The organism is Arenimonas maotaiensis (genome assembly GCF_014638745.1).
GTDB lineage: Bacteria > Pseudomonadota > Gammaproteobacteria > Xanthomonadales > Xanthomonadaceae > Arenimonas > Arenimonas maotaiensis.
Genome location: NZ_BMFO01000002.1, coordinates 517837 through 542232, shown reverse-complemented (window position 1 = coordinate 542232; position 24396 = coordinate 517837). Strand labels below are relative to the sequence as shown.

At 67.8% G+C, this 24396-nt stretch carries 27 protein-coding genes and 1 tRNA gene; 1 reads left to right on the top strand and 27 read right to left on the bottom strand.

Annotated features, from left to right (window positions below; all coding sequences use genetic code 11):
* The 10 genes from nuoG to tpiA all read right to left on the bottom strand — a co-directional run bounded on the left by nuoG (position 1) and on the right by tpiA (position 8451).
* Positions 1-2241, bottom strand: coding sequence for an NADH-quinone oxidoreductase subunit NuoG (nuoG, locus tag IEV56_RS06740; RefSeq protein ID WP_188449072.1), 2241 nt, complete (start codon positions 2239-2241; stop codon positions 1-3).
* Positions 2238-3551 carry an NADH-quinone oxidoreductase subunit NuoF gene (gene nuoF / locus IEV56_RS06735; protein ID WP_188449070.1) on the bottom strand — a complete coding sequence of 438 codons (1314 nt, stop codon included), beginning with the start codon at positions 3549-3551 and terminating at the stop codon, positions 2238-2240. The genes nuoG and nuoF overlap by 4 nt, the downstream gene beginning before the upstream one ends.
* A 9-nt stretch (positions 3552-3560) precedes the next feature.
* Positions 3561-4088, bottom strand: coding sequence for an NADH-quinone oxidoreductase subunit NuoE (nuoE, locus tag IEV56_RS06730; RefSeq protein WP_188449068.1), 528 nt, complete (start codon positions 4086-4088; stop codon positions 3561-3563).
* Positions 4085-5344, bottom strand: coding sequence for an NADH-quinone oxidoreductase subunit D (locus IEV56_RS06725; RefSeq protein ID WP_188449066.1), 1260 nt, complete (start codon positions 5342-5344; stop codon positions 4085-4087). The genes nuoE and IEV56_RS06725 overlap by 4 nt, the downstream gene beginning before the upstream one ends.
* Positions 5341-6060 (bottom strand): NADH-quinone oxidoreductase subunit C, encoded by a 720-nt coding sequence (locus tag IEV56_RS06720; protein WP_188449064.1) that lies wholly within the window; start codon positions 6058-6060, stop codon positions 5341-5343. Before IEV56_RS06720 ends, IEV56_RS06725 begins: the two co-directional genes overlap by 4 nt.
* 9 nt (positions 6061-6069) lie before the next feature.
* Positions 6070-6624 carry a NuoB/complex I 20 kDa subunit family protein gene (locus IEV56_RS06715; protein WP_188449061.1) on the bottom strand — a complete coding sequence of 185 codons (555 nt, stop codon included), beginning with the start codon at positions 6622-6624 and terminating at the stop codon, positions 6070-6072.
* A complete protein-coding gene (gene ndhC, locus IEV56_RS06710) occupies positions 6615-6971 on the bottom strand; it encodes an NADH-quinone oxidoreductase subunit A (protein ID WP_188449059.1) in 357 nt (118 codons plus the stop codon). The genes IEV56_RS06715 and ndhC overlap by 10 nt, the downstream gene beginning before the upstream one ends.
* Positions 6972-7149: 178 nt before the next feature.
* Positions 7150-7234, bottom strand: a tRNA-Leu gene (locus IEV56_RS06705).
* 41 nt (positions 7235-7275) lie between these two features.
* Positions 7276-7689, bottom strand: a complete 414-nt coding sequence (gene secG, locus IEV56_RS06700) for a preprotein translocase subunit SecG (protein ID WP_188449057.1) — start codon at positions 7687-7689, stop codon at positions 7276-7278.
* Positions 7690-7701: 12 nt separating this feature from the next.
* Entirely contained in the window at positions 7702-8451 is a 750-nt protein-coding gene (gene tpiA / locus IEV56_RS06695; protein ID WP_188449055.1) for a triose-phosphate isomerase, read from the bottom strand.
* Between the two features lie 66 nt (positions 8452-8517).
* On the opposite strand from tpiA, the gene IEV56_RS06690 reads away from it, so the two are divergent.
* A complete protein-coding gene (locus IEV56_RS06690; protein ID WP_188449053.1) occupies positions 8518-9315 on the top strand; it encodes an SDR family NAD(P)-dependent oxidoreductase in 798 nt (265 codons plus the stop codon).
* 67 nt (positions 9316-9382) lie between these two features.
* Here the strand turns inward: IEV56_RS06690 and IEV56_RS06685 are convergent, their stop codons facing one another.
* From IEV56_RS06685 to fabG, 17 genes are all read right to left on the bottom strand, one after another.
* Complete coding sequence (locus tag IEV56_RS06685) at positions 9383-10318, bottom strand: isopenicillin N synthase family dioxygenase (RefSeq protein ID WP_188449051.1); 936 nt, start codon at positions 10316-10318, stop codon at positions 9383-9385.
* Positions 10319-10385: 67 nt separating this feature from the next.
* Complete coding sequence (glmM, locus tag IEV56_RS06680; RefSeq protein ID WP_188449049.1) at positions 10386-11726, bottom strand: phosphoglucosamine mutase; 1341 nt, start codon at positions 11724-11726, stop codon at positions 10386-10388.
* Between the two features lie 2 nt (positions 11727-11728).
* On the bottom strand, positions 11729-12604 hold the full coding sequence (gene accD, locus IEV56_RS06675) for an acetyl-CoA carboxylase, carboxyltransferase subunit beta (protein WP_188449047.1): 876 nt from the start codon (positions 12602-12604) through the stop codon (positions 11729-11731).
* 51 nt (positions 12605-12655) lie between these two features.
* On the bottom strand, positions 12656-13468 hold the full coding sequence (gene trpA / locus IEV56_RS06670) for a tryptophan synthase subunit alpha (RefSeq protein ID WP_188449045.1): 813 nt from the start codon (positions 13466-13468) through the stop codon (positions 12656-12658).
* The gene (trpB, locus tag IEV56_RS06665) at positions 13465-14688 is read right to left on the bottom strand and encodes a tryptophan synthase subunit beta (RefSeq protein WP_188449043.1); all 1224 of its coding nucleotides are present in this window, start codon (positions 14686-14688) and stop codon (positions 13465-13467) included. Before trpB ends, trpA begins: the two co-directional genes overlap by 4 nt.
* Positions 14689-14698: 10 nt before the next feature.
* Positions 14699-15322: a phosphoribosylanthranilate isomerase gene (locus IEV56_RS06660; protein ID WP_229730202.1), complete on the bottom strand. Its 624-nt coding sequence runs from the start codon at positions 15320-15322 to the stop codon at positions 14699-14701.
* Positions 15319-16089, bottom strand: a complete 771-nt coding sequence (gene truA, locus IEV56_RS06655; protein ID WP_188449039.1) for a tRNA pseudouridine(38-40) synthase TruA — start codon at positions 16087-16089, stop codon at positions 15319-15321. Before truA ends, IEV56_RS06660 begins: the two co-directional genes overlap by 4 nt.
* Before the next feature lie 23 nt (positions 16090-16112).
* Positions 16113-16466, bottom strand: coding sequence for a PilZ domain-containing protein (locus IEV56_RS06650; protein WP_188449037.1), 354 nt, complete (start codon positions 16464-16466; stop codon positions 16113-16115).
* Positions 16467-16475: 9 nt separating this feature from the next.
* On the bottom strand, positions 16476-17444 hold the full coding sequence (holB, locus tag IEV56_RS06645) for a DNA polymerase III subunit delta' (protein WP_188449028.1): 969 nt from the start codon (positions 17442-17444) through the stop codon (positions 16476-16478).
* A complete protein-coding gene (gene tmk / locus IEV56_RS06640; protein ID WP_188449026.1) occupies positions 17441-18070 on the bottom strand; it encodes a dTMP kinase in 630 nt (209 codons plus the stop codon). The genes holB and tmk overlap by 4 nt, the downstream gene beginning before the upstream one ends.
* A gap of 1 nt (position 18071) precedes the next feature.
* Positions 18072-19088, bottom strand: coding sequence for an endolytic transglycosylase MltG (mltG, locus tag IEV56_RS06635; protein ID WP_188449024.1), 1017 nt, complete (start codon positions 19086-19088; stop codon positions 18072-18074).
* Between the two features lie 3 nt (positions 19089-19091).
* Positions 19092-19898: an aminodeoxychorismate lyase gene (gene pabC, locus IEV56_RS06630; RefSeq protein WP_188449022.1), complete on the bottom strand. Its 807-nt coding sequence runs from the start codon at positions 19896-19898 to the stop codon at positions 19092-19094.
* Positions 19895-21238, bottom strand: coding sequence for an aminodeoxychorismate synthase component I (locus tag IEV56_RS06625; protein ID WP_188449020.1), 1344 nt, complete (start codon positions 21236-21238; stop codon positions 19895-19897). Before IEV56_RS06625 ends, pabC begins: the two co-directional genes overlap by 4 nt.
* Positions 21239-21252: 14 nt before the next feature.
* On the bottom strand, positions 21253-22488 hold the full coding sequence (gene fabF, locus IEV56_RS06620) for a beta-ketoacyl-ACP synthase II (RefSeq protein ID WP_188449017.1): 1236 nt from the start codon (positions 22486-22488) through the stop codon (positions 21253-21255).
* A 57-nt stretch (positions 22489-22545) separates the two neighbouring features.
* Positions 22546-23217 carry a hypothetical protein gene (locus IEV56_RS06615; protein WP_188449002.1) on the bottom strand — a complete coding sequence of 224 codons (672 nt, stop codon included), beginning with the start codon at positions 23215-23217 and terminating at the stop codon, positions 22546-22548.
* Positions 23218-23284: 67 nt separating this feature from the next.
* Positions 23285-23524, bottom strand: coding sequence for an acyl carrier protein (gene acpP / locus IEV56_RS06610; RefSeq protein ID WP_188449000.1), 240 nt, complete (start codon positions 23522-23524; stop codon positions 23285-23287).
* Between the two features lie 121 nt (positions 23525-23645).
* Positions 23646-24389: a 3-oxoacyl-ACP reductase FabG gene (fabG, locus tag IEV56_RS06605; RefSeq protein ID WP_188448998.1), complete on the bottom strand. Its 744-nt coding sequence runs from the start codon at positions 24387-24389 to the stop codon at positions 23646-23648.
* Between the last annotated feature and the right edge of the window lie 7 nt (positions 24390-24396).

Below are 24396 nucleotides of genomic sequence, written 5' to 3'. Positions count from 1 at the left end.
TCACGGGGCGGCCCTCACGATGGCCAAGGCGGCGGTCTGCGACAGCGGCGCGGTGGCGGAATGGTTCGTTTCGATCCAGACGCAGGACGGCGCGATCTTGGACGACAGCGCGACCGGCAGCACGGCGGTGCCGGTGCCGTCGCCGACGCGGGCCATTTGGCCCTCGGCCAAGCCGGCCTTGGCGGCGTCTTCCGGGTGCATCACGACGCGCGGACCCGCGTTCAGCGGATGCGCCTGCAGCGCGGGCGCGCGGCGGGTCACCGCGTCGATGCGATAGATCGGACTGGTGGCGATGCGCTCGAAACCTTGCTCGCGCGCGGCCGGAGCCGACAGGCCGTTGCCCGAGACCGCGGCCGTCGGCGCGACGCTGGCGCGCAGGCCGGCGATATCGGTGAACGCCAACGCCGGCAACGCGCAGTGCTCGTACAGCGCGCGCAGCACGCGCCAGCCGCTCTGCGCCGAACCCGGGGCCTTGCCGGCGGCTTCGGCCTGTTGTTCGGTGCCGTTGACGTTGGTCAGCGTAGCCTGGATTTCCGGCAAGGCGGCGATCGGCAGCAGCACGTCGGCCAGCTCGCACAGGGCTTCGCTGGTGAAGGCGGTGCAGGCCACGGTCTTGGCGGCCAGCAGCGCCTTGAGCGCGCGGGCGTTGTCGGCGAAGTCGAACTGCGGTTCGATGCCGAACAGCAGCGCGGCCTTCAGCGAACCGTCGAGCATGGCGAACCCGTCCTTGCCCTGCCCGCCCGGCAGCACGCCGTAACGGGCCAGGCCGATGGCGTTGGCGCCCTGCGGCAGGCGGCAGAGCGCGGCCTTGCCGGCGGCCTGCAGCGCCTTGGCGGCAGCGCGGATGTGCGAGGCGTCGGCATGGTTCTCGGCGATCTCGCCGAGGATCAGCACCGTCGAACCGTCGGCGTCGAGGCTTTCGCCCAGCGCGCGCAACGCATCGGCCAACTTGGACGGCGGCACGATGGCTTTGCCGGCCGGCGCGAAGGTGAAGTCGAAATCGACCGGATTGACCACATGCACCTGCGCGCCGCGCTTGACGGCCTGATGGATGCGCTGGTGCAGCAGCGGCATTTCGTGGCGGACGTTGCAGCCGACCAGCACGATGCGCTTGGCCTTGGCGATGTCGGCCACCGGCACGGCGAACGGCTCGGCCACGGCGGCATCGGCGAAATCGCGCTGTTTGATGCGGTGGTCGAGATTGGCGATGCCCAGGCCTTTGGCCAGCAGCGCCAGCATGGCGCCCTCTTCGTTGCTGGCGGCCGGATGCGCCAGAATGCCGACCTGTTCGGCCGGTACCGACTGCAGCGCGGCGGCGGCGGCGGCCAGGGCTTCGTCCCAGGCGGCTTCGCGCCAGATGCCGTTTTCCTTGATCATCGGCTTGCTCAGGCGGTCTTCGCCGTACAGGCCTTCATGCGAATAGCGGTCGCGGTCCGACAGCCAGCATTCGTTGACCGCTTCGTTGTCGCGCGGCACGGCGCGCAGCACTTCGCCGCGGCGGGCGTGCAGGAACATGTTCGAACCGAGCGCGTCGTGGTAGGCCACGGATTCCTTGGCGATCAGCTCCCAGGCGCGGGCCTTGTAGCGGAACACCTTGTTGGTCAGCGCACCGACCGGGCAGACGTCGATCACGTTGCCGGAGATCTCGCTCATCAACGGCTTGCCGTCGAAGGTGCCGATCTGCAGGTTCTCGCCGCGGTAGATGCCGCCCAGCTCGTAGGTACCGGCGATCTCGGCCGAGAAGCGCACGCAGCGGGTGCACTGGATGCAGCGGGTCATGTCGGTGGCCACCAGCGGGCCCATGTCCTCGTCCGGCACCACGCGCTTGCGGTCGACGTAGCGGCTGACCGAGCGGCCGTAGCCCATCGACACGTCCTGCAGCTCGCATTCGCCGCCCTGGTCGCAGATCGGGCAGTCCAGCGGGTGGTTGACCAGCAGGAACTCCATCACGTTGCGCTGCGCGTCGAGCGCGCGCTTGCTCTGGGTGTAGACCTTCATGCCTTCCATCACCGGCGTGGCGCAGGCCGGCATCGGCTTCGGCGTCTTCTCGACGTCGACCAGGCACATGCGGCAGTTGGCCGCGATCGGCAGCTTCTCGTGGTAGCAGAAGCGCGGAATCGGGATGCCGGCGGCGTCCGAGGCCTGGATGATCATCGAGCCCTTGGCGACCTGCACGGCCTGGCCGTTGATCTCTAGGTTGACCAGGTCGACGGCTTGCGGTTTGTCGGCGGTGCTGCTCATGCCGCGTTCTCCAGTTGCGCGTCCACCCAGAACCGCTTGTTCCGGATGGCGTATTCGAATTCGTGCCAGTAGTGGCGCAGGAAGCCCTGCACCGGCCAGGCGGCGGCCTCGCCGAAGGCGCAGATGGTGTGGCCTTCGATCTGGCCGGCGGCGGCCTTCAGCATGTCGAGGTCTTCCAGCGTCGCCTCGTGCGCGACCATGCGCGACAGCACGCGGTACATCCAGCCGGTGCCTTCGCGGCATGGGGTGCACTGGCCGCAGCTTTCCTTGTAGTAGAAGCGCGAGATGCGGTGGCAGGCGCGCACCATACAGGTGGTGTCGTCCATCACGATGACCGCGCCCGAGCCCAGGCCGGAACCGACCTTCTGGATCGAGTCGTAGTCCATGGTGCAATTCAGCATGGTCTCGGCCGGCAGCACCGGCATCGAGGAACCGCCCGGGATCACGGCCTTGAGCTTGCGCCCGGCGCGCACGCCGCCAGCCATGGCCAGCAGCTCGCTGAACGGGGTGCCGAGACGGATCTCGAAGTTGCCCGGGTTGTTGACGTGGCCGGACACCGAGAAGATCTTCGGGCCGCCGTTGTTCGGCTTGCCCAGATTCAGGAACCACTCGGCGCCGTTGCGCAGGATCGCCGGCACCGAGGCGTAGGTCTCGGTGTTGTTGATGGTGGTCGGCTTGCCGAACAGGCCGAAGTTGGCCGGGAACGGCGGCTTGAAGCGCGGCTGGCCCTTCTTGCCTTCCAGCGATTCCATCAGCGCGGTCTCTTCGCCGCAGATGTAGGCGCCGGCGCCGAGCGCGGCGTAGATGTCGACGTCGACGCCCGAGCCGAGCACGTTCTTGCCCAGCAGGCCGGCGGCGTAGGCTTCCTTCAGCGCCTGTTCGAAATGCTCGAACGGCTCATGGTGGAATTCGCCGCGCAGGTAGTTGTAGGCCACGGTCGAGCCGGTGGCGTAGCAGGCGATGGCCATGCCCTCGATCACCGCGTGCGGGTTGTAGCGCAGGATGTCGCGGTCCTTGCAGGTGCCCGGCTCGGATTCGTCCGAGTTGCACAGGATGTACTTCTGGCCGGGCGCGCTGCGCGGCATGAAGCTCCATTTCAGGCCGGTCGGGAAGCCCGCGCCGCCGCGGCCGCGCAGGCCGGACTGCTTGACGGTCTCGATGACCTGTTCCTGCGGCGTCTTCTCGGCCAGGATCTTCTTCCAGGCGGCGTAGCCGTCCTGCTTCAGGTAGCTGTCGAGCGCCCACGGGGTGTCGTGGTGGAGGGTGGTATAGACCACCTGGTGCGCTTGCGGTGCGGGACCAATCGCCATGTCGATTCCTTACTTCAATCCGTCGAACAGCTCGTCGAGCGTGTTGGGGGTGACGCGTTCGTGGTAATGGCCGTCGATGACCACCGCCACCGCGCCGGCGCAGGCGGCCACGCATTCCTCCTCGACCTTGAGGGTGATGCGGCCGTCGGCGCTGGTTTCGCCGTGCTTGCAGCCGAGCTTGCGTTCGGCGTGGCGGACCAGGTCTTCGGCGCCGTTCAGCCAGCAGCTGATGTTGGTGCAGATCGAGACCTTGTGCCGGCCGACCGGCGCCAGGTCGAACATCGAGTAGAAGCTGGCCACTTCATAGGCCCAGACCGCCGGGATGCCGAGGTACTTGGCCACGGCCGCCATCAGCTCGTCGGTCAGCCAGCCGCCGTTCTGCTCCTGCGCCGCCATCAGCGACTGGATCACCGCCGAACGCTTGCGGTCGGCCGGGAACTTAGCCACCCAGTGGTCGATGTGGGCGCGCGTCTCCGCGCTCAGCGCCTGCATCGGATCGACGTGCTGGCAGGCTTCGAAATTACCGGTTGCTTTCATCGGTCCACCTCACCGAAAACGATATCGTAGGTGCCGATCATCGCCACCACGTCGGCCAGCATGTGGCCGCGCACGATGGCGTCCATCGACGACAGGTGCGCGAAGCCCGGGGCGCGCGCTTTCAGGCGGAACGGCTTGTTGGCGCCGTCCGACACCAGGTACACGCCGAACTCGCCCTTCGGCGCTTCGACCGCCGAGTACACTTCGCCGGCCGGCACCGAATAGCCTTCGGTGAACAGCTTGAAGTGGTGGATCAGCGCTTCCATGTCTTCCTTCATCTCGGCGCGCGACGGCGGCGCGACCTTGAAGTTCTTGACCATCACCGGGCCGGGGTTGGCGCGCAGCCACTTCACGCACTGCTGGATGATGCGGTTGGACTGGCGCATCTCCTCGACGCGCACCAGGTAGCGGTCGTAGCAGTCGCCGGTGACGCCGACCGGAATGTCGAAATCGACCTTGTCGTAGGCGGCGTACGGCTGTTTCTTGCGCAGGTCCCAGGCCACGCCGGAACCGCGCAGCATCGGGCCGGTCATGCCCCAGGCCAGGGCCTTCTCCGGCGGCACCACGCCGATGCCGACGGTGCGCTGCTTCCAGATGCGGTTGTCGGTCAGCAGGGTCTCGTATTCGTCGATCTTGTTCGGGAAGTCGTCGGTGAACGCCTCGAGGAAGTCAAGCATCGAGCCCTCGCGCCAGGCGTTCGACTTCTTCAGCGCCTCGCCCTTGCGCCAGGGCGATTCGCGGTATTTCGGCATGCTGTCCGGCAGGTCGCGGTAGACGCCGCCCGGGCGGTAGTAGGTAGCGTGCAGGCGCGCGCCGGACACCGCCTCGTAGCAGTCCATCAGCTCCTCGCGTTCGCGGAAGGCGTACAGGAACACCGCCATCGCGCCGAGGTCGAGGCCGTTGGAGCCGATCCACATCAGGTGGTTCAGGATGCGGGTGATCTCGTCGAACATCGTGCGGATGTACTGCGCGCGGATGGGCGCCTCGATGCCGAGCAGCTGCTCGATGGCGCGCACGTAGGCGTGCTCGTTGCACATCATCGACACGTAGTCGAGGCGGTCCATGTAGCCGATCGACTGGTTGAACGGCTTGCTCTCGGCCAGCTTCTCGGTACCGCGGTGCAGCAGGCCGACGTGCGGGTCGGCGCGCTGCACCACCTCGCCGTCCATCTCGAGGATGAGGCGGAGCACGCCGTGCGCGGCCGGATGCTGCGGGCCGAAGTTCAGCGTGTAATTGCGGATTTCCTGGCCGCTCATGGTTTCACCTGCGATTGTTCGGTTTGGGCCTGCTGCCAGCGCGAGTCCTCGCGGATCACGCGCGGCACGCCGACGCGCGGCTCGATCGAGACCGGCTGGTACACCACCCGGCCGCGTTCCTCGTCGTAGCGCACTTCGACGTTGCCGACCAGCGGGAAGTCCTTACGGAACGGATGGCCGACGAAGCCGTAGTCGGTGAGGATGCGGCGCAGATCGGGATGGCCGCTGAAGATGATGCCGTACAGGTCGAAGGCCTCGCGCTCGAACCAGTCGGCGACCGGATACACGCCGGTGACCGAATCCAGCACCGGCATGGCGTTGTCGGCGGCGAAGCAGCGCACGCGGATGCGGCGGTTATGGCGCACCGAGGTCAGGTGCGAGACCGCCGCGAAACGGCGTTCGGGGCCGTCGCCGCGCGGGCGCGACTCCCAGCTGAAGCGGCCGGGGCCCTGGCCCTCGACGCCGCGCGAGAAGCCTTCCGAGGACACGTCGGTGGTGTCCCATTCGGCCTGGCCGTAGCCGAGGTAGTCGACGCCGCACAGGTCGAGCAGCTGCTCGAAGGCGAAGTCGGCGTGGTCGCGCAGTTCGGTCATCACCGCCAGGTAATCGGCCGGCGCCGCCTCGAGGGTGACCTCGTCGCGCTGGCGCAGCACCTGCACGCGCGCACCGAAGTGCGCGGTCAGTTTTTCCACGAAGGGATTGGGAAGATCGGTCATGGCCCGTCCTTATCGCGCGATGGTGTTGGTGCGGCGGATTTTCTTCATCAGCTGCAGGATGCCGTAGACCAGCGCTTCCGCGGTCGGCGGACAGCCCGGCACGTACACGTCGACCGGCACGATGCGGTCGCAGCCGCGCACCACGGAGTACGAGTAGTGGTAGTAGCCGCCGCCGTTGGCGCAGCTGCCCATCGAGATCACCCACTTCGGCTCGGGCATCTGGTCGTAGACCTTGCGCAGCGCCGGGGCCATCTTGTTGACCAGGGTGCCAGCCACGATCATCACGTCGGCCTGGCGCGGCGACGGACGGAAGATCACGCCGTAGCGGTCGAGGTCGAGGCGCGAGGCGCCGGCGTGCATCATCTCGACCGCGCAGCAGGCCAGACCGAAGGTCACCGGCCACATCGAACCGGTGCGCGCCCAGTTGATCAGGGTGTCGAGGTTGGTGGTGACGAAGCCGCGTTCGACCAGCGGATTGTCGCCGCCGGGACGCAGGATGTCGTCGACCGAGGCCACCGGGATCGGGTTGTGCATCACCTTGGAAACGGTGTCGATCACTCCCATTCGAGCGCTCCTTTCTTCCAGACGTAGACGAAGCCCAGCAGCAGCAGGCCGAGGAAAATGCCCATCTCGACCAGACCGATGAAGCCGAGGTCGCGGAAGATCACCGCCCACGGGAACACGAAGGCGATTTCCAGATCGAACGCGATGAACATGATGGCGATCAGGTAGTAGCGGACGTCGAACTGGATGTGCGCGTCTTCGAAGGCCGCGAATCCGCATTCATAGGGGGAGAGTTTCTCGCCGCTGGGACGCTGCGGGCCCAGCAGGCGGCCGAGCACCATGAGGGCGACGCCCACGCCGGCCGCGACGAGGAGGAACAATGCTATCGGCACATACGCATTCAGCACATGCGGCTCCTTGATTGGGTTTGGACTTCCTTGCCCGCCGGCGGACGCGCGCGTTCGCGACAGGCGCACTATGATAGCCCTTCCGGCACCCGATTGGCAACGAATGCGGCGGTTTTCCGGCCCGCTTTCCGCATCCCGCGGACGTAAAAAAACGCCTGCCGGAGCAAGCGTTTTTCGTTGGTGCCCAAGAGGGGACTCGAACCCCTACGCCCGAAAGCGCTACCACCTCAAGGTAGTGCGTCTACCAATTCCGCCACCTGGGCTTGAAACGTGAACTATTTTAGCAAGCGCGGGTTGCGCGCGCTTACTTTTTTTCGCCCGCGGAAGCCGGCGCGGCGTCGTTTGCGGCCGGCGTCGCGGCGGCCGGAACCGCCGGAGCGGGCGCGGCCGGAACGGTGGCGGCGGGAACCGTCGGCGCCGATTGCGGCACCGCCGGCAGGTCGGCCATCACGCCGATGTCGGCTTCGGCCGCGGCCGGCCGGTTGATGTTGACCGCCTTCCAGGCCATGAACAGGCTGAGGCCGAAGAACACGAAAGCCAGCCACTTGGTGGATTTGGTCAGGAAGTTGGCCGAGCCGCGCGCGCCGAACACGGTGCCGGAGGCGCCCGCGCCGAAGCCCGAGCCCGCCTGGGCGCCCGCGCCGCGTTGCAGCAGGATCATCACCACCATGGCCACGGCGATGGCGATGTACAGGATCTGGAGAATCGTATCGATCATAAATTAAACCGGTTAGCCCGCGGCCGCGGCCGCGATGGCGCTGAATTCCTGGGCGACCAAGGAGGCGCCGCCCACCAATCCGCCGTCGACGTCGGGCTGGCTGAACAGCTCGGCGGCGTTGGCGGCTTTCACGCTGCCCCCGTAAAGGATGGGCAATGAACTGGCTATTTTAGCATCAAACGCGGCCACTTCGCCACGGATGAAGGCGTGGACTTCCTGCGCCTGCTCCTTGCTGGCGGTTTTGCCGGTGCCGATGGCCCAGACCGGCTCGTAGGCGATGACCGCGCCGGCGAAGGCCTGCGCGCCGCCCAGTTCGAACACCGGCTTGAGCTGCTTCTCGATGACCCACTCGGTATGGCCGGCCTCGCGCTGGTGCAGGCTCTCGCCCACGCACAGCACCGGCACCAGCCCAGCGCGCTTGGCGGCCATGAACTTCTCGGCCACCAGCTCGCTGCTTTCCTGCTGGTACTGGCGGCGCTCGGAATGGCCGACCAGCACGTAGCGGCAGCCGATGTCGGCCAGCATCTCGGCGGCGACGTCGCCGGTGAAGGCGCCCTGCACGTGCACGCCCACGTCCTGCGCGCCGAAGGCGAAGCCCTTGCCGGCGTACTCGCGGATCAGGCCTTCCAGATAAGGCAGCGGCGGCACGATCAGCACCTCGACGTTCGACGGCAGGGTCGGCGCCAGGGTGTTCAGCAAGGCCCGGTTGACGTCCCGGCTGCCGTTCAATTTCCAGTTGCCCGCCACGATTTTGGTCCGCATGTCGCTCCCCTGCCCCAGGTTGATGCACAATTGAGGCCGTCATTCTAACCCGAACCCGAGCAGCGCATGAAAACCGACCAATACGCCCTGATCACCGGCGCCTCCAGCGGCATCGGCGAAGCCATCGCCCGCGAATACGCCCGCCGCGGCAAGCCGCTGATCCTGACCGCGCGCCGCAAAGAGCGCCTGGACGCGCTGGCCGCGGAGCTCGGCCGCTCGGTGCCGGTCACCGTCATCGCCGCCGATCTGGCCGATCCGGCCGCGCCCAAGACCCTGTTCGAGGCCGTGCAGGCCGCCGTCCTGAAAGTCGATACCTTGGTCAACAACGCCGGCTACGGCGTGCCGGGCCGCTATCTGTCGGCGTCCTGGCAGACCCACCGCGACTTCATCCAGGTGCTGCAGACGGCCGCCGCCGAGCTGACCTACCTGTTCCTGCCGGCGATGGAAGCCCAGCGCCACGGCCGCATACTGAACGTGGCCTCCCTGGCCGGGCTGGTGCACGCCTCGGCCGGGCACACGCTGTACGGCGCCAGCAAGGCCTGGCTGATCCGCTTCTCGGAATGCCTGGCGCTGGAGAGCAAGCCGCGCGGCGTGCACGTGACCGCGCTCTGCCCCGGCTTCACCTATTCCGAATTCCACGACGTGAACGGCATGCGCGAGAGCATCTCGAAGCTGCCAAAGGCGCTGTGGCTGACCAGCGAACAGGTCGCCAAGATCGGCGTGGACGCGGTGGAAGCCGGCAAGACGCGGGTCATCAGCGGCCGCATCAACAACCTCATCGCCTGGATGGCGCGCTATCTGCCGGATGCCGTCAGCAATGCGCTGGTGGGCGGCAAGGCCAAGCAGTTCCGCAACGCGGAGTGATACTCCACCACAGAGCTCGTGAATAAATCGCGCGAAGAAAAACCCGGCTTGCGCCGGGTTTTTCGTTTCAGACCAGTTTGATTTCGCGCAGGCGTTCCATCAGGTAGTCGTGGCCGGTGATCGGCTCGGGGTAGCGGTCCGGATTGTCGGCCGAGACGCACTGCGACAGGGTCTTGATCAGGAAGTCCGGGTTCGGATGCAGGAAGAACGGGATGGAGTAACGCGGCTTGCGCGCGTCCGGGCCCATCGGGTTCACCACGCGGTGCGTGGTGGACGGATACACGTGGTTCGACAGGCGCTGCAGCATGTCGCCGATGTTGACCACGATGGTGTCGGCGTCGGCGGTGAAATCGATCCACTCGCCCTTGCGCGACAGCACCTGCAGGCCGGCCGCGCTGGCGCCCACCAGCAGGGTGATGAAGTTGATGTCCTCATGCGCGCCGGAGCGCACGTTCGGCACGTCGGGATTGGTGATTTCCGGGTAGTGGATCGGGCGCAGGATGGAGTTGCCGTAATGGGTCTTGTCGGCGAAGTAGTCTTCCGGCAGGCCGATATGCAGGGCCAGCGCCGACAGCACCTTCGAGCCGAGCGCGTCGAGCGCGCTGTACAGGCCGTATAGGTACTGCTTGAACTGCGGCACTTCCGCCGGCCACAGGTTCTCGCCCATGATGCCGGCGTATTCGGAATCGCGCGCGATCTCGCGGCCGACGTGCCAGAACTCCTTCAGGTCCGGGTACTTCGAGTCCTTGGCGGTCTCGATGCCGAACGGCGTATAGCCGCGCGCGCCGCCGGTGCCCGGCTGGTGGTATTTCATTTTGACTTCCTCCGGCAGCGCGAAGAACGCCTTGGCGGCGTCGTACGCGCCTTGGATCAGCTCGTCGGAGATGCCGTGGCCGCGGATGCCGCAGAAGCCCCACTCGCGGTAGGCGGCGCCCAGTTCGGCCACGAAGGCGGCGCGGTCGGAATCGAAACGGCGGATGTCGAGGGTCGGGATCTGGCTCATGGGGCGGGCTCCGGTGAATTCAGGGCACAAGCATAGGCTCCGGTCGATGAACCGGACTTGATTGGGGTCAAACCGCGGCTTGCACCACGGCGGCGAGATCGTCGAGCACGCCCTGCATCAGCGCGGCATCGTTGGCCTCCACGGTCACGCGCACCACCGGCTCGGTGCCGGAGGCGCGCAGCACCAGGCGGCCTTTGCCCTGCAGGCGGGCTTCGGCCACGGCGCGCGCGGCCTGAACGCTCGGGTGCGCCAGCGGCTTGGCGCCGGGTTGCAGGCGGACGTTCACGGTCTTCTGCGGGAACGGCGCGTAATCGGCCAACGCCTGCTGCAGCGTCTGCTTGCGGGCCGACAACGCCTCCAGCACCTGCAACGCGGCCACGATGGCATCGCCGGTCGAGGTCTTGTCCAGCACCAGCAGGTGGCCGGAGGCTTCGCCGCCAAGCACACCGCCGTGTTCGGTCAACGCCTGGTGCACGTAGCGGTCGCCGACCTGGGTGCGCAGGAACCGGATGCCGCGCTGCTGGCAGTGCAGCTCCATCGCGTAGTTGGTCATCAACGTGCCGACCACCGGACCTTTCAAGCGGCCGCTTTCACGCCAATGGTTGGCCAGGATATAGATCAGTGCGTCGCCGTCATGCAGGTTGCCGTCGGAATCGACCATCTGCACGCGGTCGCCGTCGCCGTCGAAGGCGATGCCGAGGTCGGCTCCGCTTTCCCGCACGAACGCCTGCAGCGCCTCGGGGTGGGTGGAACCGACGCCGCGGTTGATGTTCAGGCCGTCCGGCTGCACGCCGATGGCGACCACGTCGGCGCCGAGTTCGGAGAACACTTCCGGCGCCAACGCGTAGGTGGCGCCGTGCGCGCAGTCGAGCGCGATCTTCAGGCCGCGCAGGGAGAGCGTTTCCGGCACCGTGCCCTTGCAGAACTCGGCGTAGCGGTGGTGTGCGTCGTCGATGCGTTTGGCCTTGCCGAGCCGGTCGGAATCGACCGTCTTCAGCGCCTCGCCGAGCTGGTCTTCGATGGCCGATTCCATGGCGTCGCTGAGCTTCTCGCCGTCGCCGGAGAAGAACTTGATGCCGTTGTCGAAATGCGGGTTGTGCGAGGCCGAAATCACGATGCCGGCGTCGGCGCGCAACGAACGGGTCAGGTGCGCCACCGCCGGGGTCGGCACCGGGCCGAGCAGGCGCACGTCGGCGCCGGCGGCCACCAGACCCGCTTCCAAGGCCGATTCGAACATGTAACCGGAGATGCGGGTGTCCTTGCCGATCACCACCAGCGGCTTGCCGGCCGATCCGCGCGCCAGCACGGTGCCGGCGGCCCAGCCGAGCTTGAGCATGAAATCCGGCGAGATATTGCCCTCGCCCACCTTGCCGCGGATGCCGTCGGTGCCGAAATAGCGCCGGGCCATGCTCAGGCGGCGCCCTTGTCGTGCATCGGCCGGTTCATCATCAGCGCCAACAGGTCGGCGATGCGGTCGCGCATCTGGCGGCGGTCGATGATCAAATCGACGGCGCCGTGTTCGACCAGGAACTCCGCGCGCTGGAAGCCTTCCGGCAGGGTTTGGCGCACGGTCTGTTCGATCACGCGCGGGCCGGCGAAGCCGATCAGCGCCTTGGGTTCGGCGATGTTGAGGTCGCCCAGCATCGCCAGAGAAGCCGAAACGCCGCCGGTGGTCGGGTGGGTCAGCACGGAGATGAACGGCAGGCCACGGGCGCGCATGCGCGCGATGGCGGCCGAGGTCTTGGCCATCTGCATCAGCGAGAACAGGCCTTCCTGCATGCGCGCGCCGCCGGTGGCCGAGAAGCAGACCAGCGGGCAGCGGTATTCGATGGCGCGCTCGGCGGCCAAGGCGAAGCGCTCGCCGACCACCGAACCCATGGAGCCGCCCATGAAGCGGAATTCGAAGGCGCTGACGCAGATGTCGCGGCCTTTCAGTTTGCCGTGGATGGACACCAACGCGTCCTTCTCGCCGACCGCCTTCTGCGAGGCCTTGATGCGCTCGGCGTATTTCTTCTGGTCCTTGAAGTGCAGCACGTCGGTCGGGCCGAGCTCGTCGCCGATCTCGAACACCTCGCCGTCGTCGAGGAACGCCACCAGGCGCTCGCGCGCGCCGATCGGCATGTGGTGGCTGCATTTCGGGCAGACGTGCAGGTGCTCGTCCAGCTCGGCGGCGTACAGCGCGGTGCCGCAGCTGTCGCACTTCTCCCACAGGCCTTCGGGAACGCCGCGCTTGCCCGAGCCTTGGGTCCGGATGCGCGCCGGCATCAGTTTGCTTAACCAACTCATCGTGTCACCTGGAATGGGTCCAAGGGCACAGTTTATCGCAAACCGGCGGGCTCAGGCCGGATCGACGGCCTCGCGCAACGGTGCCAGGAACGCCCGGGCGGCCGCAGCGGCGGCGTCCGGTCCCTCGCATTCGGCCAGCACCGACACCAAAGCACTGCCGACAATGACGCCGTCGGCGAAGGCGGCGCAGGCGCGGGCGGTGGCGGCGTCCTTGATGCCGAAACCGACCAGCACCGGCACGCCGGCGGCGGCGCGGATCGACTCGACGCGCTGGCGCAGGTCGTCGGCGTGCTGCAGACCGGTGCCGGTCACGCCCGCCATCGACACGTAGTACAGGTAGCCTTGGGCCTGCGCGCAGGCTTCCCGCAGGCGCGCGCCGTCGGTGGTCGGCGCCAACAGGGCGATCAGCTGCAGGCCGTGGCGGTTGAGCACGACGCGCGCATCGCCGGCTTCTTCCGGCGGCAGATCGACGATCAGCAGCGCGTCGACGCCGGCCTGCGCCGCCTGCGCGGCGTACCATTCCCAGCCGCGGCGCTCGATCGGATTCAGGTAGCCCATCAGCACCACCGGCGTGTCGGCGTCGCGCTGGCGGAACTCGGCCACCATGGCGAACAGGCCCGGCGTGTTCAGGCCGCGCGCCAGCGCGCGTTCGGAACTCTTCTGGATCACCACGCCGTCGGCCATCGGATCGGAGAACGGCACGCCGAGTTCGATGATGTCGGCGCCGGCCGCCACCAGCGCGTGCATCACCGGCACGGTGGCGTCCAAGCCCGGATCGCCGGCGGTGATGAACGGCACCAGAGCCTTGCGGCCACGGCCGGCCAGTTCCGCCAACCGGCGGTCGAGGCGCGAGACGGCGCTCACAGCGAGATTCCTTCGCGCGCGGCGATGGTGTAGATGTCCTTGTCGCCGCGGCCGGACAGATTGACCAGCACCAGCGCGTCTTTCGGCAGGGTCTTGGCGGTCTTCATCGCCTGCGCGACGGCGTGCGAGGATTCCAACGCGGCCAGGATGCCCTCGGTGCGCGCCAGCAGGTGGAAAGCTTCCATGCACTCGGTGTCGGTCACGCCCACGTACTGCGCGCGGCCGGTGTCCTTCAGGAAGGCGTGTTCGGGGCCGACGCCCGGATAATCCAGGCCGGCCGAAATCGAATGGGTTTCGGTGATCTGGCCGTCCTCGTCGCAGATCACGTAGGTGCGGTTGCCGTGCAGCACGCCCGGCACGCCGGCGGCCAGCGAAGCCGCGTGCTTGCCGGTTTCCAGGCCCTCGCCCGCCGCCTCGGCGCCGATCAGCGCCACGCCGGCGTCGTTCAGGAACGGATGGAACATGCCGATGGCGTTGCTGCCGCCGCCGACGCAGGCGATCACCGCATCCGGCAGACGGCCGTATTCGGCCAGCATCTGCGCACGCGCCTCGGTACCGGCCACGGAATTGAAATCGCGCACCAGGCGCGGATATGGGCTGGGGCCGGCCGCGGTGCCGATGATGTAGAAAGTGTCGTGGATGTTGGAGACCCAGTCGCGCATCGCTTCGTTCAGCGCGTCCTTCAGGGTCTTCGAGCCGGAGGTGACCGGCACCACTTCGGCGCCGAGCAGCTTCATGCGGAACACGTTGATGGCCTGGCGCTCGATGTCGACCGCGCCCATGTACACCACGCACTTCAGGCCCAGACGTGCGGCCACGGTGGCCGAGGCCACGCCGTGCTGGCCGGCGCCGGTTTCGGCGATGACCCGGGTCTTGCCCATGCGCTTGGCCAACATGGCCTGGCCGATGGTGTTGTTGATCTTGTGCGCGCCGGTGTGGTTCAAATCTTCGCGCTTCAGCAGAATCCGCGCGCCGCCCACGTGTTCGCTCAGGCGCTTGGCTTCGTACACCGGGCTGGGCCGGCCCACGTAATGCGCGTAATCGTAGGCCAGTTCGGCCTTGAACGCCGGATCGGCCAGAGCCGCTTCATAGGCCTGTTCCAGCTCGGCCAAGGGCGCCATCAGGGTTTCGGAGACGAAGCGGCCGCCGTACACGCCGAAGTGGCCGTCGGCGTCGGGGTATTGGCTGTAATCCAGCGCGGGGGTATTTACGGTATCCATAGGTTTTCCATTATCGGCCATCCGCGCGTGCAGCGCGGATGAAATCACGCATTTTGTCCGCATCTTTGACGCCCGGCGCCGACTCGATGCCGCTGGACGCGTCGACTGCGAACGGCGTCACGGTCCGGATGGCTTCGGCCACATTGCCGGCATGAAGGCCGCCGGCCAGGTAAATCGGTTTATCCAGTATCGGCAGCCCGGCCCAGGCGAAGCGTTCGCCCTGCCCGCCCAACTGGCCGGGCACGTGGCCATCGAGCACGAAGGCTTGCGCGCTGGGATAATCCTTCTGGCGCAGGCCGATATCGCCGGCACCCTCACCCATCGCCATCGCCTTGATGAACGGCATGCCGAACTGCGTGCAGAACGCATCGGCCTCATCGCCGTGGAACTGCAGCAGGCTCGGTTGCAGCGCAGCCATCACCGCGCGTACGGTATCGGCATCGGGATTCACGAACAAGGCCACCAGATCGATGTGCGCGGGCACTGCGGCACGGATCGCCGGCATGGCGTCCAGCGGCACATGGCGCTTGCTGCCCGGCACATGCACCACGCCGATGGCGTGCACGCCGAGCGCGGCGGCGAGCGCGGCGTCGGCAGCACGGGTGAAGCCGCAGAACTTGATGCGCACGCTCACGGCAGGGTCACTTCCGCCGGCAGACCCCATTCCGGTGGATACAACGCGCCGAGGAACATCAGGCCTTCGGCCGGCGCGGTCGGGCCGGCCACGGTGCGGTCGCGGCCGTCGAGCAGGGTCTTCATCCACTCCACCGGCCGTTCGCCTTTGCCGATCAGCATCAGGCTGCCGACCAGGTTGCGCACCATGTGGTGCAGGAAGGCGTTGGCCTGCACGTCGAAATAGATGGTGTCGCCCGCGCGGCTCACATCGAGCCGGTGCAGGTTGCGGTTCGGGTGCTTGGCCTGGCAGTGCACGGTGCGGAAGGCGCTGAAGTCCTGTTCGCCGAGGATGTGCTGCGCCGCTTCGTGCATGCGCGCGGCGTCCAACTCCTCACGGCTCCAGCTCAGGAACTGGCGGTTGATCGCCGGTTTCACCGGCCGGATCAGCAGGCTGTAGCGGTAGCGGCGCGCGCGCGCGCTGTAGCGGGCGTGGAAATCGTCGGCCACCGGCTGCACCCACAGCGCACGGATGGCGTCGGGCAGCTGCGTATTGGTGCCCAGCAGCCAGGCGCGCGGGTCGCGCCGGGCCCCGCTGTCGAAATGCACCAGCTGGCAACGCGCCGAGACGCGGGCGTCGGTGCGGCCGGAGCAGACCACCTCGGTCGGCGCGTCGGCCACGAACGAGACCGCGCGTTCGACCTCGCCCTGCACCGTGGCGCCGGTGTGGTGCTTCTGCCAGCCCATGAACGGGCTGCCGTCGTATTCGAGGGCCATCGCGTAACGCATGTTCATCCCGTCATCGCGCGGGCTTACATCGTGTGCGTCGGATTGTCGGAATCCAGCATGCCGGCCAGCAGGGTTTCGATCTTGTGGCGGATCTCGTTGTTCTCCGCCGCGTCGCTGAGCTGCACGCCCACGCCCGGGCGGCGGCCGCCCATCTGGCCCATCGGCGAGACCCAGACCACCTTGCCGACCACCGGCAGGCGCGATTTGTCCTCCAGGAAGCTGACCATCAGGAACACTTCGTCGCCCAAGTGGTAGCGCTTGGGCGTCGGCACGAAGATGGCGCCGCCCTTCACGTACGGCATGTAGGCGCTGTACAGCTCGCGCTTGTCCTTGATCTGGAGGGACAGCAGGCCTTGTTTGGCGGAGGGTGTGGCCATGGCGGTTTCCTAACGGGAGTCCTGCAGCAGCTGGCGCCATTCGACCAAAAGCCCGGCAAGGCTGAGATCATGGCGCAGGGGTTGGCTTAAGCTTAACCGTAAACGGTTCAGGCCATCAATCCATTCCTGCAGGCGGCCCATGGCCAGCGGCGTCTTCGGCGACGGCGCGGCGGCCAGCGCCCAGGTCCGGCCCAGGCCATAGGCGACCTGCGCGGCGAACAGCAGCCGGCGCTCGGCGTCGGCATCGTCCAGCCAGCGGCGCACCGTTTCGCTGACGCCGGCCTGGTTCTTGACGCAGGCGGCCAGATCGTCGCGCACCGATTGATACAGCGCCAAGCCGGCCTCGCCCCAGTCCGCGGCCAGGCCGGGATTGCCGCCGGCCAGCGCCAGCAGCTGCGCGGCGTGCTCGCCGCGGATGCCCTGCGTCGCCAGCCAGGCCAAGGCCTCATTGCGCGCCGGCAGGCCGATCTCCAGACGCTGACAACGGCTGCGGATGGTGGCCGGCAGAGCCTTCGGCTGGTCGGTGACCAGGATCAGGTAACGCCCCGGCATCGGCTCTTCCAGCGTCTTCAGCAAGGCGTTGGCGGCCTGCGGGTTCAGCCGGTGCGCGGTTTCGATCAGCACCACGCGCGGCCCGCCCAGCTGCGCGGTCAGCGTCAGCCATTCCGACATGTCGCGGATCTGGTCGACGCCGATGGCGGTCTTCAGCTTGCCGGTCTTCTCGTTGAGTTCGATGCCGATCTGGCGGAAATCGCCATGACTGCCCTGCGCCAAACGCCGGCAGCCGGTGCACGCACCGCAGGCCGGCAAGGCGGCGTCGCCGCGTTGGCACAGCAGACGAGCGGCCAAGGCCTGCGCCAGATCGAGCTTGCCGAGCCGCTCCGGGCCCTGCAGCAATTGCGCGTGGCCCAAACGGCCGGCCAGAAAGGCGTTCACCGCCTGACCGTACGCGGGCTGCAGCCAGGGCGCCAGCGTCATCGCGGTACGCGCCCGGCCAACACCGCCAGCACCTGGCGCACCACGTCGTCGGCGCTCTGCGAGGCGTCGATCAGCGCGATGCGTTCCGGCTCGGCGCGCGCGCGCGCCAGATAGGCGTCGCGCACGCGGTGGAAGAACTCGCCGCGCTCGCGTTCGATGCGGTCCAGCGCCTGGCCGCGGCCGTGGGCGCGGGCCATGCCCTGTTCGACGCCGACGTCCAACAGCAGCGTGAGGTCGGGCTGCACGCCGACGAAACGGCGTTCCAGCTCGCGGATGTGTTCGACCGCGATGCCGCGGCCGCCGCCTTGGTAGGCGTAGCTGGCGTCGGTGAAGCGGTCGGCGAGCACGGTCTCGCCGCGCGCCAAGGCCAGTTCGACCAGTTCCTTCACCAGCTGCGCGCGCGAGGCGAACATCAGCAAAAGCTCGGCTTCCGGCACGATGGCGTGATCCGGCGCCAACAGCAGGGCGCGGATGCGTTCACCGACCTCGGTGCCGCCGGGCTCGCGGGTGACGGTGACGGCATGGCCGAGGCCGAGCAGGTAATCGCGCACGGCGCCGAGCACGGTGCTCTTGCCGGCGCCTTCGCCGCCCTCGATGCTGATCAATATGCCGCGTTTCACGTCCATGTCATCGCTTCAGTTGGTAGGTGGCCACGGCTTTCTTGTGCTCGGCGTAGGTCGCGCTGAACACGTGCTCGCCGTTGCCGGTGGCCACGAAATACAGGGTGTCGCCGGGCGCCGGGCGCGCCGCGGCCTGCAGGGCGGCGCGGCCCGGCATGGCGATCGGCGTCGGCGGCAGGCCGGCCCGGGTGTAGGTGTTGTACGGCGTGTCGGTACGCAGATCGCGGGTGCGGATGTCGCCGTCGTAGCGTTCGCCGATGCCGTAGATCACGCTCGGATCGGTCTGCAGGCGCATGCCTAGGCGCAGGCGGCGCGCGAATACGCCGGCGATCTGCGGCCGTTCGTGCGCGGCACCGGTTTCCTTCTCCACGATCGAGGCCAGGATCAGCAGCTCGTCCGGCGATTTCAACGGCGCGGCCGGATCGCGCTGCTGCCAGGCCTCGGCCAACGCGGCGTCCATCGCGGCCGCGGCCTGCCGCAGCAGGTCGCTGGCGTTGCCGGATTTCGGCACGAAGTAGGTATCCGGCAGGAAGCGGCCTTCGGGGTGCACGCCGGCGCGGCCCAACAGCGCCATGATCTCGTCATCGCGCTTATCGGCCAAGTCGTTCTGCAGGCCCGGGATGCCGGCCAATTCCGCCCGCACCTGCCGGAACGCGCGGCCTTCGACCAGCGTGTAGCGGATGCGCACGGTATCGCCGCTGGCCAGCTTGCGCAGGATCGCCGCCGGCGTGCTGCCGTCAGCGATCTCGTAATCGCCGACATGGATGCGCCCGGCCATGCCCATGCGCCGGGCCAACAGCTGCCACTGCCAATCCATGCCGCCGCGGATGCCGGCGGCGCGCAGCTTGGGCAGTACTTTGTTCAATCCATCGCCGGGCGCCACGGTCAGCGCCGCCGGCGCGGGCGAAACGCTCAGCGGCCGGTCGGCGAAATCGGCCAGATGCAGATACGCCAACAGGCCCGCCAAGGCGGCGAGCATGGCAAGCAACAGGAAACGGGTGCGCCAGGAAGAGGATTTGGCCATGGGTCAGTCGCGGGCGAACGCCGGATACGTGGCCAGGAAACGCTGTTTCAGCGTGTCGAAGGCGGCACTTCGGGCGAACGCGGTTTCTCCGATTCGGTCGACCGCCATCATACCGCGAACGGCATTGCTCAGAAAAACCGCCTCGGCGTTTTCCAGCATCAAACGGCTCAGCTCGGCCACGCGGATGCCCGGCTCCAAGGCCAGCAACTGCGCGCGCGCCACACCGGCCACGCCGCCCAAGGCGGCATCCGGCGTATGCCAGACGCTATCGATCAGCGCGAACACGTTGGCGGCGGTGGCGCAACGCACATAGCCCTGTTCATCGCACATCAGGCCTTCGGCTCGGCCGACGCGTTCGCATTCGGCGCGTGCCAGCACGTTTTCCAGCCGATTCAGGTGCTTCAGGCCGGCCAAAGCCGGTTGCCGCGCCACAGGCGTTTCGCACCAATGCAAGGCCAGCGGCGCTTCCTCGGCGGCGGGTGCCGGATGCACGCTCAAAATGCTGGTCGGCGGGCCGTCAGCCGGCAGATAGCCGCGGCCGGATTCGCCGCGGGTCAGGATCAGTTTCAACACCTGCCGGCCCTGCCCCAGCAGATCGTCAGCCGCCGAACGCAGGAACGCTTCGTCGGGCGGCGTGATGCCCAGACGCGCGGCGCCGGTGGAAAGCCGCCGCCAGTGCGCATGCCACCAGGGGATGTCGCCATCGACCGCCAGCAGCGTCTCGAACAGCCCGTCGCCATAGGCCAGGCCGCGGTCGGCCGGCGACAGCGCCGGCACGGGCTGTTCGCCGCGGAATACGCGCACGTTCATTCGGCCGCGCCCAAGGCGCGCAACAGCCCGCGGGCCTTGGCGCGCGTTTCCTGCAGTTCGTGCGCCGGTTCGGAATCGAACACGATGCCGGCGCCGGCACGCAGCTGCAGGGTGTCGCCCTGCAACCACAGGCTACGGATCAGGATGTTGAGGTCCATGTCGCCGTTGCGGTTCACGTAACCCAGCGCGCCGGTGTACGGGCCGCGGCCGCCGCCTTCGAGTTCGGCGATGATTTCCATGCAACGCACCTTCGGGCAGCCGGTGATGGTGCCGCCGGGGAACACCGCGGCGATGATCTGGCCCGGCGTGGCCTGCGGCCTAAGCCGGCCGCTGACGTTCGACACGATATGGTGCACATGCGCGTAGGATTCGACTGCCATCAATTCGTCGACGCGCACCGAGCCGGGCCGGCACACCCGCGACAGGTCGTTGCGCTCCAGGTCGATCAGCATCACGTGTTCGGCGCGCTCCTTGGGATGCCCGACCAGCTCGCGGATGCGCGCGGGCTCGTCGTCGCCCGGCAGGCGCGGCCGGGTGCCGGCGATCGGCCGGGTCTGCACGGCGTCGCCGCGCACCGAGACCAGGCGCTCCGGCGAGGAGCTGAGCAGCGACCAGTCGTCGAAGCGCAGCAGACCGGCGAACGGCGCCGGGTTCAGGCGGCACAGGCGCTCGTACAGCGTGTGCGGATCGGCGCCGGGATAACGGCCGGTCCAGGCGCGCGAGACGTTGACCTGGAACACGTCGCCGGCTTTCAGGTAATCCAGGATGCGGCGCACGGCGCCGGTGAAGCGCGCCGGATCGTCCTCGCGGCAGACGCCCTGCTCCGGCCATGCCGGTAGCGGCGGCAGGCTGTCGTCGGCCGCCAACAGACTCAAGGCCTCGTCCAACAGCGCCTCATGGCCGGGCTCGGCCATGGCGATGGTGCGGTTCCGGTGTTTGTCGAACAACAATGCGGTCGGACAGCGCAGCGCCAGCGCATCGGGCAAGGGCCCATCGAAAGCCGGCAGATGCAACGAGGGCTCGATCTGCGCCGCCGCCTCATAACCCAGATACAGGGCCCAGCCGCCGGAGAACGGCAGTTCGTCCGACGCCTCGCCGCGGGCGGCGTCGAACGCGGCATCGAATGCGGCCAGGAACGGCATATCCACGCGCGCGCCGTCCAGGGTGCGGGTCTCGCCCCCGCGCAATAGCAGGCCCGTGCCGTCGGCGATGAACAGGATGTCCCAGCGCGACAGCGCGTTGCCGCCGGCCACGCTCTGCAGCAGCAGTGGAAAGCGCCGCGGATCGCGGCGCTGCAGGGCGGGCAGATCGATCGGACCGTCGACGGGACGCTGGATCAACGGCACCGCGGCGCTCAGATCTTGCGGAACACCAGGGTTCCGTTGGTGCCGCCGAAGCCGAAGCCGTTGGACATCACCACATCGAGTTTCTTCTCGCGCGGCACGTTCGGCACGTAGTCCAGGTCGCAGCCTTCGCTCGGGTTGTCGAGGTTGATGGTCGGCGGCACGATGCCGTGCTGCATGGCCAAGATCGACAGCACCGCTTCCACGCCGCCGGCGGCGCCGAGCAGATGGCCGGTCATCGACTTGGTCGAGCTGACCAGGGTCTTGTAGGCGTGGTCGCCCAACGCCAGCTTCATGGCGTTGGTTTCGGCCAGATCGCCCAACGGCGTCGAGGTACCGTGCGCGTTCAGGTAATCGACCTGGTCGGGGTTGATGCCGGCGTCCTTCAGCGCCATGGTCATGCAGCGCGCCGGGCCTTCGCCGGTGTCGCTCGGCGCGGTCATGTGGTAGGCGTCGGAGCTGGCGCCGAAGCCGGCCAGTTCGCAGTAGATGCGCGCGCCGCGGGCCCTGGCGTGCTCGTATTCCTCCAGCACCAGGATACCGGCGCCGTCGCCGAGCACGAAGCCGTCGCGGTCGCGGTCCCAGGGCCGGCTGGCGCGGGTCGGGTCGTCGTTGCGGGTGGAGAGCGCCTTCATGGCGCAGAAGCCGGCCACCGCGGTCGGCGTGCAGCCGTGTTCGGCGCCGCCGGCGACCATGATGTCGGCGTCGCCGTACTGGATCATGCGCATGGCCATGCCGATGGAGTGGTTGCTGGAGGCGCAGGCCGAGACCGCCGAGAAGTTCGGGCCCTTGAAGCCCTTCATGATGCACAACTGGCCGGAGATCATGTTGATGATGGTGCTCGGCACGTAGAACGGCGAGACCTTGCGCGGGCCGCCCAGATGCAAATCGACCGCGGTCTCCTCGATGCCGCGGATGCCGCCGATGCCGGAACCGACCAGCACGCCGGCGCGCTCGGCGTTGGCCTCGGTGATCTCCAGTCCGGCGTCCTGCATCGCCATGAACGAGGCGGCCAGGCCGTAATGGATGAAGATGTCCATCTTCTTCACGTCTTTCGGGCTGAACCAGGCCTTGGGATCGAAGTCGCGGACTTCGCCGGCGATGTGGGTCGCCATCGCGCTGGCGTCGAAATGGGTGATGGTACCGATGCCGGAACGGCCGTTGAGCACGGCGTCCCAGTTGCTGGCCAGGTCGTTGCCGAGCGGCGACAGGATGCCCAGACCGGTGACTACAACACGACGTTTCATATGCAAAACTCCGGAAGCGTTGACGGGGTAAGCGCGGGCGGTGCCGGCGCGCCGCACTCAGGGTGAATCGATGAAGCGGAGGCCTTCGGCATGCGACGCCAGCCGCCGGCCCTCGACGCAGGCCATTGTACCGTCCACCGCCGGGGAATAGGAGCCGGGGTTCTGGTAGGCCAACCACCAGCCGGCTGCGGCCGGGCGGAAGCCGAAGGCATCGGCCTGCGGCGATTTCGGCACCGCATCCGGACTGTACACCAAGGCCGTATTGGTGCCGGTACCGCCGCCGAACGGGCGCCCCAGCCAAAGCCAGGCTTGGCCGGCGCAGGGCATGCGTTGGGTGTCAATCAGCAGCCAGCCGACGCGCTGGCGGCGGTCGGCATACGCCGGTGCCGCGAACGGCGCCAAGGCCTCGGCACTGGCACGTACCCGCCAACGCCAACCGGCTTCGGTCTGTGCCAACCACGCCGCGCCCAAGGCCGGCAACGCCGACATCAACAGCAACGCCAGGCCGGCCAGGGTGCGGACGCGGGATTCACGCCCGAGGCGCGCACGCCGCAACAGCAATGCGAGCTCGGCCAGGCCCCAGAACAGCAGACCGAAACCGGCGTAATAGCGCAGATCGTACAGCCACAGCCGCGGATCGAGATCCTCGGCCCAGGGCGTGAACACCGAGCCGCTCCAGAGCCAAAGCCCGGTCAGCAGGGTGAGAACGGCGGCACGGACGAGTGGCATGCGCGGGGCCGGCCGGAAGCAGACAGGGCCGCATGAAGCGGCCCTGTGGCGTTCCGTATGCGGGCGATCAGGCCTTGACGTGGGCCTTGATGTAATCGATGGCCTGCTGGATCGAGGTGATCTTCTCGGCTTCTTCGTCCGGGATTTCGCACTCGAACTCTTCTTCCAGAGCCATCACCAGCTCCACGGTGTCGAGCGAGTCGGCGCCGAGATCGTCGACGAACGACGCATTGGCGGTGGCTTCTTCTTCTTTGACGCCCAGCTGTTCAACCACGATTTTCTTGACGCGTTCTTCGATAGTGCTCATGAAACTTTCTCCTCCCGCGGAGTGACGATATTGGGCTGTTGAATGGTTTCCGCCGGCGCTCGGCCCAGAACTCGCGCTGGCGGGATTTTAGAGTATTTTATCAGTTTCCGGCGGCCGTGGCTCAGGCCATGTACATGCCGCCGTTGACATGCAGGGTTTCGCCGGTGATGTAGGCCGCGGCCGGACCGGCCAGGAAGGCCACCGCTTCGGCGATGTCGGCCGGGCTGCCCAGGCGGCCGAGGGCGATCTGCGCCATCAGCGCCTGCTTGGCGTCTTCCGGCAGGCCGTCGGTCATGTCGGTCTGGATGAAGCCCGGCGCCACCACGTTGACGGTGACGCCGCGCGAGCCGATTTCCTTGGCCAGCGATTTAGAGAACGCGATGATGCCGGCCTTGGCCGCGGCGTAATTGGACTGGCCGGCGTTGCCGGTCAGGCCGATGACCGAGGCGATGTTGATGATGCGGCCCTTGCGCGCCTTCATCATGCCGCGCATCACCGCCTTGCTGGTGCGGTACACCGAGCTCAGGTTGGTGTCGATGATGGCGTCCCAGTCCTCGTCCTTCATGCGCATCAGGATCTGGTCGCGGGTGATGCCGGCGTTGTTGACCAGCACGCTGACCGGACCGAAGGTCTTGGCGATGTCGTCCACGGCCGCTTCAACGGCGGCGCCGTCGGTCACGTCCAGCACCCTGCCGGTGCCGCCGTGCGGCGCCAGACGCGCGCTGATGGCATCGGCGCCGGCCTGCGAGGTGGCGGTGCCGACGACAGTGGCGCCGCGTGCCGCCAACAGGTCGGCGATGGCCGCGCCGATTCCCCGGCTGGCGCCGGTCACCAGAACCACTTCACCGCTCAAATCCATGCTCATCCCGAAT

Excerpts from the sequence above, each read along its gene's own strand:
- nuoG (WP_188449072.1), bottom strand. The coding sequence starts at position 2,241 with ATGAGCAGCACCGCCGACAAACCGCAAGCCGTCGACCTGGTCAACCTA.
- nuoF (WP_188449070.1), bottom strand. The coding sequence starts at position 3,551 with ATGGCGATTGGTCCCGCACCGCAAGCGCACCAGGTGGTCTATACCACC.
- nuoE (WP_188449068.1), bottom strand. The coding sequence starts at position 4,088 with ATGAAAGCAACCGGTAATTTCGAAGCCTGCCAGCACGTCGATCCGATG.
- IEV56_RS06725 (WP_188449066.1), bottom strand. The coding sequence starts at position 5,344 with ATGAGCGGCCAGGAAATCCGCAATTACACGCTGAACTTCGGCCCGCAG.
- IEV56_RS06720 (WP_188449064.1), bottom strand. The coding sequence starts at position 6,060 with ATGACCGATCTTCCCAATCCCTTCGTGGAAAAACTGACCGCGCACTTC.
- IEV56_RS06715 (WP_188449061.1), bottom strand. The coding sequence starts at position 6,624 with ATGGGAGTGATCGACACCGTTTCCAAGGTGATGCACAACCCGATCCCG.
- secG (WP_188449057.1), bottom strand. The coding sequence starts at position 7,689 with ATGATCGATACGATTCTCCAGATCCTGTACATCGCCATCGCCGTGGCC.
- tpiA (WP_188449055.1), bottom strand. The coding sequence starts at position 8,451 with ATGCGGACCAAAATCGTGGCGGGCAACTGGAAATTGAACGGCAGCCGG.
- IEV56_RS06690 (WP_188449053.1), top strand. The coding sequence starts at position 8,518 with ATGAAAACCGACCAATACGCCCTGATCACCGGCGCCTCCAGCGGCATC.
- IEV56_RS06685 (WP_188449051.1), bottom strand. The coding sequence starts at position 10,318 with ATGAGCCAGATCCCGACCCTCGACATCCGCCGTTTCGATTCCGACCGC.
- glmM (WP_188449049.1), bottom strand. The coding sequence starts at position 11,726 with ATGGCCCGGCGCTATTTCGGCACCGACGGCATCCGCGGCAAGGTGGGC.
- accD (WP_188449047.1), bottom strand. The coding sequence starts at position 12,604 with ATGAGTTGGTTAAGCAAACTGATGCCGGCGCGCATCCGGACCCAAGGC.
- trpB (WP_188449043.1), bottom strand. The coding sequence starts at position 14,688 with ATGGATACCGTAAATACCCCCGCGCTGGATTACAGCCAATACCCCGAC.
- truA (WP_188449039.1), bottom strand. The coding sequence starts at position 16,089 with ATGCGTTACGCGATGGCCCTCGAATACGACGGCAGCCCGTTCATGGGC.
- IEV56_RS06650 (WP_188449037.1), bottom strand. The coding sequence starts at position 16,466 with ATGGCCACACCCTCCGCCAAACAAGGCCTGCTGTCCCTCCAGATCAAG.
- holB (WP_188449028.1), bottom strand. The coding sequence starts at position 17,444 with ATGACGCTGGCGCCCTGGCTGCAGCCCGCGTACGGTCAGGCGGTGAAC.
- tmk (WP_188449026.1), bottom strand. The coding sequence starts at position 18,070 with ATGGACGTGAAACGCGGCATATTGATCAGCATCGAGGGCGGCGAAGGC.
- mltG (WP_188449024.1), bottom strand. The coding sequence starts at position 19,088 with ATGGCCAAATCCTCTTCCTGGCGCACCCGTTTCCTGTTGCTTGCCATG.
- pabC (WP_188449022.1), bottom strand. The coding sequence starts at position 19,898 with ATGAACGTGCGCGTATTCCGCGGCGAACAGCCCGTGCCGGCGCTGTCG.
- fabF (WP_188449017.1), bottom strand. The coding sequence starts at position 22,488 with ATGAAACGTCGTGTTGTAGTCACCGGTCTGGGCATCCTGTCGCCGCTC.
- IEV56_RS06615 (WP_188449002.1), bottom strand. The coding sequence starts at position 23,217 with ATGCCACTCGTCCGTGCCGCCGTTCTCACCCTGCTGACCGGGCTTTGG.
- acpP (WP_188449000.1), bottom strand. The coding sequence starts at position 23,524 with ATGAGCACTATCGAAGAACGCGTCAAGAAAATCGTGGTTGAACAGCTG.
- fabG (WP_188448998.1), bottom strand. The coding sequence starts at position 24,389 with ATGAGCATGGATTTGAGCGGTGAAGTGGTTCTGGTGACCGGCGCCAGC.